The sequence below is a fragment of the Nocardia abscessus genome (assembly GCF_015477775.1).
Lineage (GTDB): Bacteria > Actinomycetota > Actinomycetes > Mycobacteriales > Mycobacteriaceae > Nocardia > Nocardia abscessus_A.
Genome location: NZ_JADLQO010000013.1, coordinates 196467 through 210139 on the forward strand (window position 1 = coordinate 196467; position 13673 = coordinate 210139).

At 64.1% G+C, this 13673-nt stretch carries 13 protein-coding genes and 1 pseudogene; 4 read left to right on the forward strand and 10 right to left on the reverse strand.

Features of this window, described 5'->3' with window-relative positions; genetic code table 11:
- Window positions 1-378 precede the first annotated feature (378 nt).
- The gene (lysS, locus tag IU450_RS28410; RefSeq protein WP_324197861.1) at window positions 379-2070 is read left to right on the forward strand and encodes a lysine--tRNA ligase; all 1692 of its coding nucleotides are present in this window, start codon (window positions 379-381) and stop codon (window positions 2068-2070) included.
- A gap of 17 nt (window positions 2071-2087) precedes the next feature.
- On the opposite strand, the gene IU450_RS28415 is transcribed toward lysS, so the two are convergent.
- The 4 genes from IU450_RS28415 to IU450_RS28430 are packed head-to-tail and all read right to left on the reverse strand — an operon-like array spanning window position 2088 to window position 5337.
- Window positions 2088-2357, reverse strand: a complete 270-nt coding sequence (locus tag IU450_RS28415; protein ID WP_195152802.1) for a PqqD family protein — start codon at window positions 2355-2357, stop codon at window positions 2088-2090.
- Window positions 2354-4156, reverse strand: coding sequence for an asparagine synthase-related protein (locus IU450_RS28420; protein ID WP_195152803.1), 1803 nt, complete (start codon window positions 4154-4156; stop codon window positions 2354-2356). The genes IU450_RS28415 and IU450_RS28420 overlap by 4 nt, the downstream gene beginning before the upstream one ends.
- Complete coding sequence (locus IU450_RS28425; protein WP_195152804.1) at window positions 4144-5160, reverse strand: radical SAM protein; 1017 nt, start codon at window positions 5158-5160, stop codon at window positions 4144-4146. Before IU450_RS28425 ends, IU450_RS28420 begins: the two co-directional genes overlap by 13 nt.
- Before the next feature lie 21 nt (window positions 5161-5181).
- Window positions 5182-5337, reverse strand: coding sequence for a hypothetical protein (locus IU450_RS28430; RefSeq protein ID WP_195152805.1), 156 nt, complete (start codon window positions 5335-5337; stop codon window positions 5182-5184).
- Window positions 5338-5816: 479 nt separating this feature from the next.
- On the opposite strand from IU450_RS28430, the gene IU450_RS28435 reads away from it, so the two are divergent.
- The 3 genes from IU450_RS28435 to IU450_RS28445 all read left to right on the forward strand — a co-directional run bounded on the left by IU450_RS28435 (window position 5817) and on the right by IU450_RS28445 (window position 8745).
- The gene (locus IU450_RS28435; protein WP_195152806.1) at window positions 5817-6920 is read left to right on the forward strand and encodes a hypothetical protein; all 1104 of its coding nucleotides are present in this window, start codon (window positions 5817-5819) and stop codon (window positions 6918-6920) included.
- Window positions 6907-8091 (forward strand): hypothetical protein, encoded by a 1185-nt coding sequence (locus IU450_RS28440; RefSeq protein ID WP_195152807.1) that lies wholly within the window; start codon window positions 6907-6909, stop codon window positions 8089-8091. The genes IU450_RS28435 and IU450_RS28440 overlap by 14 nt, the downstream gene beginning before the upstream one ends.
- Window positions 8092-8265: 174 nt before the next feature.
- Entirely contained in the window at window positions 8266-8745 is a 480-nt protein-coding gene (locus IU450_RS28445) for a GNAT family N-acetyltransferase (RefSeq protein WP_324197862.1), read from the forward strand.
- A 294-nt stretch (window positions 8746-9039) separates the two neighbouring features.
- On the opposite strand, the pseudogene IU450_RS28450 reads toward IU450_RS28445, so the two are convergent.
- From IU450_RS28450 to IU450_RS28475, 6 genes and pseudogenes are all read right to left on the reverse strand, one after another.
- Window positions 9040-9579: pseudogene (locus IU450_RS28450) on the reverse strand (phosphotransferase family protein); the annotation flags it as partial.
- Window positions 9580-9804: 225 nt separating this feature from the next.
- Window positions 9805-10347: a GNAT family N-acetyltransferase gene (locus IU450_RS28455; RefSeq protein ID WP_195152809.1), complete on the reverse strand. Its 543-nt coding sequence runs from the start codon at window positions 10345-10347 to the stop codon at window positions 9805-9807.
- A gap of 92 nt (window positions 10348-10439) precedes the next feature.
- Window positions 10440-11264 (reverse strand): alpha/beta hydrolase, encoded by an 825-nt coding sequence (locus tag IU450_RS28460; RefSeq protein WP_324197863.1) that lies wholly within the window; start codon window positions 11262-11264, stop codon window positions 10440-10442.
- Entirely contained in the window at window positions 11261-12166 is a 906-nt protein-coding gene (locus tag IU450_RS28465; RefSeq protein WP_195152810.1) for a methyltransferase domain-containing protein, read from the reverse strand. Before IU450_RS28465 ends, IU450_RS28460 begins: the two co-directional genes overlap by 4 nt.
- Window positions 12142-12390: a hypothetical protein gene (locus tag IU450_RS28470; protein WP_195152811.1), complete on the reverse strand. Its 249-nt coding sequence runs from the start codon at window positions 12388-12390 to the stop codon at window positions 12142-12144. Before IU450_RS28470 ends, IU450_RS28465 begins: the two co-directional genes overlap by 25 nt.
- Window positions 12391-12534: 144 nt before the next feature.
- Window positions 12535-13473: a phosphotransferase gene (locus IU450_RS28475; protein WP_195152812.1), complete on the reverse strand. Its 939-nt coding sequence runs from the start codon at window positions 13471-13473 to the stop codon at window positions 12535-12537.
- Between the last annotated feature and the right edge of the window lie 200 nt (window positions 13474-13673).

The window sequence follows — 13673 nt, forward strand, 5'->3', positions numbered from 1 at the left end:
GCCGTAGAAATGCCGTTTCTCACGCTCGTCGTCGCGATGCACCTCCCGTTGCAACTGGCCGTCAACAGGAAATCGGGCATGGTCCGCTGACTGCAGGAGGATTCTGGCATCCATGCGAAGCCGGGTACAGTGAACGTCACTCACCGGTGGAGACGACTGCTTGCCTGTGCGCTGGCGGCTGCGCGTGCGGATCATCTTTTGGCATCGTCTGCGGCCTGGATCTCTTCCTCTGGCAGTGCTCTCGGAGCGTCCGAGCTTAGCTCGACCTGTTCGAAGGTTTCGCGGGAACCGGATCGAGCAGCATTCGAATGTGGCCATGGTATCTCGGATGCTGTACCTGCCCCGATAGTCATATCCCGGCGCTGGTAGCGTATGCAGGTGCTTTCGACGACCAGGGTGGAAGATCCTCGCAGTACGGAGACAGAGGCGAGCTGGATTCAGCGCGCCGCCGACGCCGCGATCGAGCACGCGCGTGAATCGTCGGCCACCACGATTGTGTGCGCGTCTGGTATCAGCCCGAGCGGACCGATTCACCTAGGTAACCTGCGTGAGGTGATGACCGCGCATCTGGTCGCGGAGGAGATCAAGGCCCGCGGCATCGCGGCTGAGCATATCCACAGCTGGGATGACTACGACCGGTTCCGGAAAGTTCCGGCGGGCTTGCCGGAGCAGTGGGATCAGCACATTGGGAAGCCGCTGGCAGAGGTCCCGGATCCGTATGGCCAGCGCGATTCGTACGCGTCCCATTTTATTGCGGAGTTCACCACGGCCTTGCAACGGCTCGGTGTTGAGATGCGGGAGATTCGGCAGTCGCAGCAGTATCCGGCCGGTATCTATAACGCGTCTATCCGGCGGGCGATGGATGCGCGCGGCGAAATCTTCGATATCTTGGAGCGCTTTCAGACAGAAGGACGTCACGAGCGGCCGGTCGCCGAACGGCGTGCGGCGTACTTTCCGTTCAAGCCGTACTGCGAAATTTGTGGGAAAGACTTCACAGAAGTCGCAGGCTGGGACGGTGGCGCTGTGACGTACCGGTGCCGGTGTGGGCATGAGGGCCAGATGAGCTTGGTCGACGGGGTAAGGGTTGCCGGGAAGCTCGTGTGGAAGGTCGATTGGCCGATGCGTTGGGCGTTCGAGGGCGTCGACTTCGAGCCTGCAGGTGAGGATCACCACGCGCCGAGCAGTAGCTTCGCCTCGGGGCGGGTGCTGGCGCCGGAAATTTTTGGCGCATCGGCGCCGAATTCGATCGTGTACTCATTCGTCGGCCTGGCTGGCGGGCGGTCAAAGATGTCGGGGTCTGCGGGCGGGGCGGCAACTCCCGATACCGCCCTCGACATCCTGGAGCCGTCGATGGTGCGGTGGTTGTACGCGCGGCGGCTGCCGTCGCAGTCCTTCACCATCGATATGTCCCCGCCTGCGGTCCTGCGCCTGTATGACGAGTGGGACCGGTTCGCCGCGCGGGCGGAGGACGATACCGCGTCAGCGGTTGAGCGGCACCTGTACGAAGTGTGTGTACGGACCTCGGCCGGACCGGTGGAACGCAGCGCGAGGCCGGTGTCGTTCCGGCTGCTGTCCTCGGCCGCCGATATCACGGATGCAAACCCGCAACAGGTAGAGCGGCTGGTCCGTCAACATCTCGTATCCGATGACGCAGAGCTTCCGGATGACGCTGTGCTGTTGGACGAGCTGGAGCCGCGGCTGGCGAATGCGGTCAACTTCGCTCGGGCGCTGCCGCCGGAGGACCGGACGATTATCCGGTCCGAGTTCAACCTTGAGGCATGGGCAGCTCTGGACGACAGAACCCGCGATGGGGTGGGGATGTTGGTCGAGAGGATGACCGACAACTGGACCCTCGACGGGTTGACCAAGTGCGTGTACGCGGTGCCGAAACTACTGGAGGGATTGTCGGAGGATGCCGAGCCGACGCCCGAGCTGAAGAAGGCGCAGCGGAGCTTCTTCAAGGCCCTCTACCAGTTGCTCTGCTCCCGAGACACCGGGCCCCGGCTGCCGACGCTAGTGCTTTCCCTCGGCCCAGACCGTGTCCGGACGCTACTGACGCCGCCGCAGTAGGACCTGCGCCGCCGCTTTCAACCGGCCAGCAGTCCTGCCGAGCGGAGACGGCTCACGAACACCGTCACGTCGTGTGTCACATCCTCCGCGGGGGCGTCGGTTGCCTTAGCGAGCTTGTATGCGATGTCGCTGCAGGAGTGCGTGCCGTCGCAGTGCTGAAAGATTTGGTATCCGGTGTCGTTGACAACGAGAACCTCACCACTGGTGGCTTCGGGCACGAGTATCCACATATCGCCGTTGCAGGTGACGGTTGATGCGGCGGCGGATGTTAGAGCTGGTGTGCTCATGACGGGGCATCTCCTTCGTGGTAGGACATCCAGGTGTTCACTGCGACTGTGGCCCACAGGCCGGGACCGTGGCTGTCGTCGCCAGCCAAGTATTCGTTGATGGCGGTGAGCAGTTTGCTGGGGTCGACGACGGCGTGATCGACCAGCGGCCCACCGTGCGCGACGCAGCGGAGCTGATCGGGAGCTTGGCGGAGACCGGCGTGCATCATGGCGCGCGCGTCGGCTTTGTCCGCGCGTGCCGCAATGCTGTCGGGCAGTTCATTGGTGAGCGCATCGCGCAGGATCACCTTTTCGATTCCGTTGTCTCGCAGCATGTTTGGGGGGAGCGACCAGGTCAGTGTCGCGAGGTCGGGATCGAGGAAGGGGTAGGTGATGTTGAGTCCGGCGCGGCGGCCGACGTCTTCCCACCAGCCGCCACAGTGAACACGACCGGCGGCGCCCGCCTCGGCTATAAGTGCTCGTGAGTAGTCGATGGTCAGGTGGCCAGGCTGGGTCAGCTGCGGGTAGCCGTCGGCGAGGCGATCGGCCAGCCCAGTATCTGCGAGGTAGCGGCTGGACAGCCAGGGTGGGATATCGGCCAGCGCCCGTATCACGCGAGTGCCGTGACGGTTGTAGCTGCCCGCGAGCAGACCGTCGACGATCCGTGCGGAGGCAACCGGGTCGGGGAAGGTCGCGAGTTCGCGGGCCGCGCCGCCAGTGTCGCCGCGTGCGTGCCGGTCGGCGACGGCGAATATCTGCCCCAGTAGCAGTTCGTCACCGCCTTCGCCAGCGATGACAGTCGACACCCGTGAGCCGTTGCTGGTGATTCGGCGCAGCATGGCGGAGTTCCGGGCGGCGTAGGTCCATGCCTCGGGTTCGTCGCCGATCGGGTAGTCGGCGAGCAGTGGCAGTAGATGATCGGCTGGCATTCGCGTCACGGGTACACCGACGGACCGTTCGACATCATCAACAAACCGGCGCTCGTCGCACGCGGCCAGCGACGGGCTGCTGTAGGTGAGAGAGAAGGCTCGCACCTTTAGACCTGCTGCTTTGGCTGCGCAAGTCAGCGACGCGGAGTCGATCCCGCCGCTGAGGAGCACCGCGTCGGGCGGGCCGCTATTGCGTTCAACCGCGGTCAGTAGCCGCCGGCGGAACTCCGCGACCAGGTCCTCGCGGACAGCGCCCTCGATATCGAGGGCCTCGAGCGGCGGCATCTCACGCACGGTGACCCGCCCGTACCGAACGATCAACGCATGTCCTGGCGGCAGCCGCCGCACACCCTCCCACGCTGTGCCGGACGGGTCACACATCGCCGGTACAAGAAACGGCCCCAACCCAGCCATGTCGATGCCGACTGCAGGCAGCGCCGCCCGGATCCCTCTGATCCGCGACGCAATCAGCACTGTCCGGTCGCTGCGGATGGCGTAGAACAGTGGTCGCGCCGACATCGGTGACCGGTAGACGACGGCGCATCGCGAGCCGACTAGTGCGGCGCAATGGGCGTCACCGCTGACTCCCGCCAGAATGGCCGCGATCATCTCGAGTGAAAAATCCGGGCTGTCGAGCATCTGCGCTAAGGGGTCCAACTCACGTCGGAGCCACTCTGGTCCGGCGATGGCCAGTCGAATTCCGTTGTCCAGCAATCGGAGGCCTGCCCGGGCCGCCTCTTCGTTCTCGCCACCGACTGCAGCCGATGCGGCGGCAGATTCTCCGACAACCGCCCACGCAGGGGATCGGTCGGTCATCGCTTCAGTCATGCGCATAACGTCGCGGTGCGCGTTGCTGGCCGCGCCTGCCACAGAGATTGTCAACGAGGACACGGTGCCTGTTTCTCCTTCAACTCGTTCTGCGCAACACTCAACATTGCCGACAAAGCGACGAGCCGAACTTCTTTTCCGGCTAGCGCTGTTCGGATCTCGCTGACCGCTTCTTTGTCGTCGGTGATCGCGCGGCACAGTGAGCACATCGACCCATCCAGCAGCTTCTGGGTAACCCGCTCCCGTACGGGCTCGCTGAGCATTTCAAGCATCGCCTTCGGGCCCTGGGTGTGGATCGTGTTGATGATCGGATCGACCTCGGCGGTGGCCAGCGCCTCACCCACGTCGGCGGACGTTCCGATTGGCAGCCGCAGTGGCGAGTGGGCTGGTGCGCCGCGTGCGGGCCCGCAGCACGTGTAGAAGTCCCCTTCCGGTGTCAGGATGGGTCGGCCTACCACCCCACACGGGCCAGCCGGGACATCCTCGATGTTGGCTCCGCGCCGCAGCAAGAGATTTCGGCCGCGACCGAACGGCAGCACGGCAGCCGTTTCCAGCCGCGCCCCATGCCGTGCCGTCGCTTGCGCAGCGATCTGGAATGCGTCGTCGTCTCCTGAGCCGCAATACTGGAGCACCAGCTCCAGGTTCGTCGCTGCTGCGGCCGCTAGCAGGGTATCGAGAAGCGCGGCCCTGATACCACGATGCTTGGGCGTGAAATGGAATCGGTCGAAACTAACTGCCAGCTTGTCCAACCCCGCATCGACCAGCTCGGCCACGGTCTTCTTCGCCTCGTGCGGTGAGCGGGCCCAGAACCCGTTGGTGACCAGCGACGACCGAAGACCGAGGGATCGGGTGAGACGGATTGTCCGCAGCGCCAATTCACGGCGCAGCAAAGCCTCGCCGCCGGTTACGCACACGCCGTCGACGTGCGTCGCGGCGCTGCGGACAGCCGCCTCAATCTGCGGCCACGTCAATTCACCGCGTGCGTGCGGTGAGGAATCGGTGATGCAGTGGCCGCAGGTGAGGTTGCAGGCATTCGTCAAATGAATGCCCAGGGTGTTGTATCGCATCACGTCACTTCGATTCCTGACTCAGCTGCTCTGCGAGGTGTGGATGTGCGGCGTGATGATCTGTGGAAGCTCGTCCGCCAACTCCGTCCGAGCAAACGACGCCACCACGACCGGCGGATCGTAGCTGCCCTTCGCGGCTGTCCGAAGCTTGCTGCGCTGGTCCAACTTTTGTGTCACTTCCTTCTCCTTTTCTCGCACTCTGATCAGAGTGCGTTGCTCTCGCCACGTTCTCGCTGGCTGTAGCGCTACCGCGGCAACGGCTCGTGGGGGCACAGCCAGCGAAGCGCGTCTGATGGATTCGGTGCGGGTCGCTATCGATCGAAGGCAGCTCGGCCTGCGTCAACGACCTGACGGCTCATCTCGCCTGCGAACCGCACGAAAGAGACCTCCTTCACGATTTGAGGCAGGAACGGCCACACAGACACCCGGACGTTCCCGATCCGGGCCCGCCCTCGGGAGCCCGGCCCGGACCCTTCCATCCGCACGGTGTTCTGGTGCTTCCTTGCCGTAGCCGACGAGTACGACGATGCCGAAAAGCGGTGTCACATCTCGATACCGCTTATCCACCGTCTCGAACTTCTGGGTCCGGTGCCGTCTCCTCTGCGGCTCCTCTGTGTTACGTTCGGCAGTCCAGAGGGATAATGGAGGGTCGGAGGGTGGCTGCTGCGCTCATTCGCCTGAAAGTCGAACTGCGTCAGAAACACTTGCAGACACACAGCGCCTTCTGCCGCGAGTACGACAGAGTTGCCCAGACGATCGACCCGGCCCTCGTGGGCACCTCACCCGGACGCGCACAGTTCCACCGTTGGTTATCCGGTGCATTGAAAGGGCTTCCCTACCCCCACCATTGCCGGGTCTTGGAGAAGATGTTCCCCGGCTACACTGCGGCGCAGTTGTTCGAGCCGTGCACCGACGACGAGCCGACCGCGCTCCTCGACACCGGCACTACGGAAGTCGACAGCCCCAGAGGACTGCTCGACGTCATCGAGAACCGCCTCACCCGACCAACTTTCGGTGTCGTCGACTGGACATCAGAACAGCCAGGGGACGCTTCGGGCTGGGATGCTGGGCTGGCAACAGACGATGGTCGAGGCATCAGCAAAGCAACCAAGCAACTCGCACAACGATTACTGCGGCTTGAGAGGGCCCAGCGTGTCAACAGTCGCGAGGTCAGCCAATTCGCCCACCTGGCCGGTCATATCATCGATCTCGATACCCGCATTGAAATCCAGATTAGGGGCGACGGATCGGCTCGCTTGACCTACCGCTACGAAACACTGAATATGACGGACCGGCCGCTGACTCGTATGTCTCGAGAGCTGTGGTTCAAATACACCGACGGCAAGCTGGACATCAGACCGCTGCGTGAGAGCAGCCGTCGTCTCGCCATCCAGCGGATCCACGACACACCAAGCCTATCGAAATTTGCATGCCAACTTTCACCGGCCATCCAACCGGGCGAGTCTGCCGTAGTCGGCTACACCTGCGAAGGCGGCAAATTCGTCGACGAGCTGTACTGGCGGCAATCAATTCACCGATACACCCGACGCTTCAGCATCCACCTCCGACACGGCGATGCCGGGGACTTGATCAGCTGCTCCGCGGTCGAAGAACATCAAGACGGCGCGGAGAACTCCGCAACCGAAGACCTGATCTGGGACTACGACGGAGACGACGTCATCGTCACGCTCACCCGGGAGTATCTACGCCCGAGCCAATCCGTCACACTACGCTGGGAGGTTTCTCATGAGCACTCGTGACGCCGTCGAGCACGCTATCCGGGCATGGAATCAGCACGAGATCGATCGAGGCGCGCCGGCCGTGATCGACTTCGATTTCTTCCCTCCTACGGGTGAGCCGCCAGGCCCCGTCGACCGACTCGGCACCTTCGGACGGTTGAACGACCTGCTCCACGAGATCGACGAATCCTCGGTTGTGCAGCGAGTCAAAGGTGATCTCGCTTACTTGCGCGCGCTCATGGGCGAGCGGCCGGCCCTCGACGAGTATGTCCGTGCCACTCAGGGATGTCCGGCAGCCGGATGGTCGGCCGACTATGTCACCGCCAAGGGCGACATCGCCCGCGGATGCCTCGATGCTCTCGGCGTCAGGTGGGGTGAAACTACCGCGGTTGATCTCGCCGCGATCGAAGGCCCACTCGATGCCTCCGCCGCGCCCGACGCGATCCGCGAAGCCGCAGTCGACTACGAGCCGGTCGTCCGCCGCGCGACTGGTACCGAGGCCGCATACGAGCTCACGATCGAGGAAGCGGATGTGGACGCCTATTGGGCGTACTGGCTCGACGGGGCTGGGCAACGAGTCCGGCTGCGGCTGAACACGCGCAACGCGATCTATACAAAGACCCAGGCCCGGCAGTTCGCACTGCATGAGGTCTTGGGCCATGGATTGCAGAGCGCCAGCATCGCCGCCCGTTGCGCTACCGAGGATGTCCCGTGGGTACGCCTGTCATCTGTCCACGGTCCGCAACAAGTCTTGTTGGAAGGTTGGGCACAGGCAATGCCGCTGTTCATCGTGCCTGATGATGAGGCATTGGTTGCGCGGGTCCGGATCGATCACTACACACAACTCGTCCGCGCCGAGTTGCACCTTGCTGTGAATGCCGGAACGCCCATCGAAGAATGTGCACGACACGCACGCTCTCGGATCCCATGGTGGAAAGACAGCCACATCGCCGACCTGCTGGCAGACCGGAGTACAAACCCACTGCTGAGGACCTACATGTGGGCATACGCCGCGGGCATCGACTGGTTCATCAACCTCGCCGATGCGAACGCCACGGTCATCCGGAACGTACTTCATGCCGCCTACCAGGCCCCACTCACACCGGCCGACCTCGAAGAACTCTGGCCCGAGGGACCCGCTGTCGGTGGCCCCGAAGATCGGATTCACCGACAGAACTCTGCATCTTCCTGACACTCTTACGTCGAATACGGGCGTCGCTGCGCCCTACGATCGCGCAGAAGAAGTTGCGCCGTTGCCGCGATGCCTTTTGTCACGCCTAGTCGGCCGAAGCGTCGTCGTCCCAGCCGACATGACACGCCAGTTCCTACCAGGTTTGGTCCGAAAGATCCGCAACGAGGAGGGCCCGTGATAGTCACACCACTGCAGGTCGCGCACATCAGCGAAGTCCTCCAACTCATGGGGGTCGGGGAGCCCTTTGTTCGCGCACGCACCCTCTCTGACTACTGGCTCTATGCCGAACTGTTCGCCTCGACCTGCCCCATTGCGATCGGCGACGACAACACAATCACCGGAGCAGTGATCGCGTTCCGCAGCCAAGACGACCCCGTAGACGTGTACGTCCAGGACGTTGTGACCCACCCGCGGCACCGGCGACAAGGCATCGCACGAGCGCTGCTGCACAGCGTGCGATCGCAGGCCGAGAAGTGGGGCTGCGAACGCTTGTATTTGACGTCCGAACCCGATAACCAGGCAGCGCACGCCAGTTGGATAGCGCTCGGCTTCGCTAACCTGCCCGGCGACCACAAGATCAACGGCATATCCGTCACCACCCACTTCAAAGGACCAGACCGCAGCCGTGCAGTCTACGAACTGCCCCTGACCTGAAGGGCGAAGCCAGCAAGTGGCTCGCAAGGGTGCGCCGACCGGCCACGGGATGGGTTGTTACCGAATCAGACCTGCCGTAAGGCAGGCCACGGCCAAGCAGCGCCGCCGAGGCGCTACATGATCCGATTCACCGACGGAACTCGGCATCTTCCTGACGCTGTTGCCGTCCTATTCGGCTGCGCTTGGAATCTCCCTCGTGTACAACCGGTCTTGCGTCTGCTGCCAGGCATTTTCGAGGGTGTGCAGCCGGGCGCGGCGCAGTGGGCTATCCGGTGGTTCGTGGTGGAGACGCAGCTACCGGGTGAGCACGATGGCCAGGTTGACGACGAAGGGCGCCTCGATCCCGGTGGCCGCGGCGACGGTGTCGCTGCGGTTCTTCAGCTTCGGCATGGCGGCGCCGAGCTGGGTGTGCAGCATCGCCAGGTCGAATCCGGGCAGGAACAGGCCGGTGAACTCCCAATCCACCAGGGTTGTGGTGCCGTCGTCGCACAGTAGGATGTTGCTGGCCAACGGATCGCCGTGATTGACCTCGTCGGGCGTACCGGCACGATCCAGCAGGCGCAGGAGAGCGTCGCGGTCGGCGTCACTGAGGTAGCCCCGAGAGTGATAGCGGTGGATCCGGTCGCGGTAGTCGAAAACCACGTCGAACGCTCCGGTAGGCGGAACCCACCGGTTCAAGCCCTCGATCGTCTGCAGTATCGCGTCGATCTCGTTGTCGGTGAGCTGCCTCTCAGGATAACGATCATGATCGAGCGGCCGCCCGTTCACCCATTTCAACGCCATGAGCCGACTGCGGTCGGTGTAGAGCAGACGCGGCACCGGTAGCGGCGGCGGGGCGCTGGCGGCATCTCGTACACGCCGAGCTCATGCTGCCATCTATCGGCCCAGAACGGATCGAGGCCGAGCAAGCATTTCATTGCCACAGGCCGCCGAGGGCGCCTGTCCCCAGCAGCGTCTTGCCGGTGCAGCACGGCGCCGATGCGGATTCCGGCGGCCTCGGTAGCGGCAGTGATCTCACACGGCAGGCTCGCCACGGCATTCGTCCTCGATCGTGGGTGATCAGTCGATCCAGTATCGCCGTATCTGACTGCCGTCTGTCCAGGGCTCGACCGATTCCAGTACGCCGCCGCAGGATTCGATGATGCGCCGAGAAGCGAGGTTGGCGTCGTCGCAGGTGATGAGGATCCGGTCGATGCCGATCGCACGGGCAACGGTGAGGCTGTGGCGGAGGATCGCGGTGCCGTAGCCGCGGCGCCGAAATGGTGCGAGGACGCCGTAGCCGATGTGACCGCCTCGCCGGCGTAATGCGTCGTTGAGGGTGTGCCGGATAGACGTGCGGCCGACGACTTGGTCGTCGACGGTGGCGACCAGGTAGGTGGCCGCGACGGTACCGCCGGGCAGATTGATTCCCTGCCGGTAGTCCTTCAGCACCGACAGGTACAGCTCCCAGGGCATGGCCGGTGTGAGCCCCAGCGCGAAGGTGAACTCGTCGCTGTTGGCCATGGCCTCATGCGCCGCGCGGACCACCTGTTCATCCGACTCCCGCAGCGGCCGTAGCCGCACCGTATCGAGGACGGTCGTGGTCTTCGGGGCAGGTGACATGACCCGAACCGTAGCCAGCGAGACGGCGCATCGTCGACGGATTTTCGCCCCTACCGGTATTGGCGCTCGGCTGCGCGTGCTGGCCGGGGGGCTCACGGCCTGGCTGCGGATTCTCCGATCAGCCAGTCAATCGTCGCCGCGATGGCTTTGTCTTCCCGCTCCCGCGAGTCGAACCCGTGGTCTGATCCGCTGATGGTGTGCAGCGTGGTATCCGGCCGCGCCGGCGCGGTGTCGGTGCTGATCCGGTAGGCGACGGCTGTGTCCTGGTCGCCGTGGACGATCAGGGTCGGAATCCGGCTGGCCAGGAAATCATCCAGCGGCCGATAGCATGCAAACTCGCAGAACAGCACGCTGCCTAGTTCGAACTGGCCGTCGACAACGAGGAAGCCGTCGTCGACGAGCCGTTGCTGCTGCTTAGGACCGAAGTTCTGTATTTCCCACGACAATTGCGGTTCGACGAAGGTGCGCCGGAGATCAAGTACTGGGTTCCACAACACGAACCGATGCAGACCATCGGCTAGCCACGGCAACGATAGAACCGTGGGGACCGCGCCGAAGCTGGCCGCGACGATCGAGACGGGGCCCGCGAAGCGTGCACGCACGCGCTCCATCGCGGCCTGCAGATCCAGGCACTCGCCTGATATCGTCACTCCTCGTTGAGTTCCGCCGGAATTCCCGTGGCCGCGGAAAGAGAACCGCACGACGTCGAACGCCGCTGCCGTCACATGTTCGGCCAGCCGGACGAGCATGCCTGCGCCTTCGTCCATGTCCACGGTGATGCCATGCACCAGCAGCACCGCTCCACGAGTCGGCGCGGTAGCCGGGTGAACGGCGGCCGCAAGCCGGATGCCATCTACCGAGATCACGTCGACACGCTGCATCAGTAACACCCGAATCAGGAGCCTGTTGGCGCTCACCGTCGCTCCGGGACACCCTCCCGTAGTGCTGCCGGGGCGGCGATGATGTGGAAGAACCGGGCCGTGTAGATGTAGGGCACGCGATCGGCCAGGGCGAGTTCGAGTCGTTCCAGCTTTGTGTAGAACTCGGGATCGGCCTTTTGAGACTCGCTGGTGATGTAGTCGCAGACACTACGGACCCCGTACCTGGCGATCACCTGCAGACCAGCGGCTGCCAGGTCGGTTTCGACATTCTCGGGAAAGCATGCTCGCGTCCCGGCTTGGTAAGCGGCGCTGTACCGAGCTGAGGAATCGAGCAATCGCAACGCTTCATCCAGATCCAACGTGCGGACCGCAGACAGCAGAGGGTCGGCGTGCGCGTTCGGTGCCAGCACCGAAACCACGCCATCAGCGCGGAGCGGGCTGGCCATCGCCTCGAACACCCCGCTGGGGTCGGAGACGTACTGCAGCACGTTGTGCAACATGACCGCATCGACGCCATTGGCCTCGAAATCGCGGCCAATGGCGGCGACGTCACCAAGGTGAGTGCTGATGCGTGGCGTCAGTCCTCGTTCAGCCGCAGTCGAACGTGCTTCGGCGAGTGACTCTTCGGAGATATCCACAATGGCGACATGGTGCCCGCGCGCAGCTAGTTCGATCGCATCGAGCCCGTTGCCTCCACCGATATCCAACACCGACAAAGGCCGGTCCGGGAGGTGCCGGGACAGGTTCGCGGCGACGATCCGGTACCGCAACCGTCCCCACGGACTCGACTGCCACTGCCGGAACTCCGACAATCTGTCGTCGAACATCGACTGGCTCATGCAAGGCCCTTCCCCGGTCGTCATAGTAGAGGTGATCCGGCCAGCACCGCTGCGCCACGGTGTCAGGACAGTATTCACCGCTGTGGTGTGGTCAACCATGGAGTCGAAAGATCTCGGTCGGTTACAGGCCTGGCATCGAGTTTGCGGAGGAACCGGCCGAAATGCGGGTCGGACTCAGAAAGAGCGTAGCCATCGATGTTCCACCAGTAGCCGCTATCGAATTCCGCTGGGTCGAGGGTATATTCGCGCGACCCGTCTCCTGTGATGACATGCCACAGTGAAACCTCCACGTGTCCGGCGTCGCGGCCGACCGTGGTGGTCACATTGAGGAACAGCGGATCTGGAACCGGTCGTGCTGAAGTTCGGGTCGATGGGTAGTTCCTCGGCGGCTTCGCGCCGGGCGGTTTGCCAGCGGGTACTCCCATCGTATGGGTGTGCAACCTCCGCATTGTGCGGCCGTGTGGCGGTTACGGCCATGCGAGTCGTCGACGCAGCCATTCTCGTGACACCTGCGCTGAGCGTGCTTGGTGGAGGCGAAGTTTCGGTGACCGTGGCGGTGCGGGCATGCGGCTGTTGCGCGCCCAGTAGCCGGCCAGCGCAGCGAGGAAGGCATCGACAGCGACCGGATCGGTTGCGCGGGTGACCGGGTGCGTGGTGAGGATCGGGCCGGGGTCGATTCCGCTGGCGGCTATCGATGGTGCCAGCGAGACGAGTTCGATCCAGGCGGCGCCGAGGCACGGCCAGGCCCAGTCGATCACCGCGACGGTGCCGTCGGGGCGCAGGAGCATGTTGTCCGGCCGCAGGTCGGTGTGCAGCAGAGTTGCGCCGTCAGCGTGTTCGGGCCAGGTCGATTCCAGGGCGGCGAGCCGGTCGAGATTGCGCAGCGACCAGCTGTCGAGGTCGGCAGGTGGCCCGTGCTCGGCGAACTGTCGCCAGCCGTTCAGCTCCGGCCCGTAGCTGTCGGCAATAGTGGGTGCCTCGGGGAGGGGACTGGGCGTCAGCGCGTTCACCAACTGTTCGACGGTGGCGAGCACCGCGTTCAGCTCGCCCGGCCGGTCGAGGCGGGGATGGCGGCCGTCGACGTCGTCGAACACCACGGCGAACCACCCGGCAATGTCGATCATGAACTGCACCGACGGTGTCGGCACTGTGCGGGGTAACCGCGCTGCGGTGCCTGCCTCGGTCTGGTACATCCCGCACAGAGCGTCGTCACGGTTGATCGCCTTCACGAAAACCCTGCGGCTGTCGGTCAACAGCAGCCGCGCGGCCGTGCCGTGGCTGAACCCACCCGGCTGCGTGACCGCTGACCGCACCCGGGAGCCGAGGCGGCGCTCGATCCCGGCGCGTACCGGCTGCGGCAGCTCATGCCATTCGATCCGCGTCGCGGTGCCTGCGTCGTTGGCCATGGCACCATCGTGGGCTCGAGCACCGCCGACCTCCAGTTCTTTTTTCGAGGCAGGCGCGATGACCGTACGTCGTGTGCGGTGGCAGAGCACGGCATCTATTGCGGGTATGACGTCGGCGCGCATGAACCGTCGAATTCGTTTGCGCTGGAGTGCATCCTCGGTACCAGCGGTGTGCGAACATGAGCCGGGAACCCGGGGCA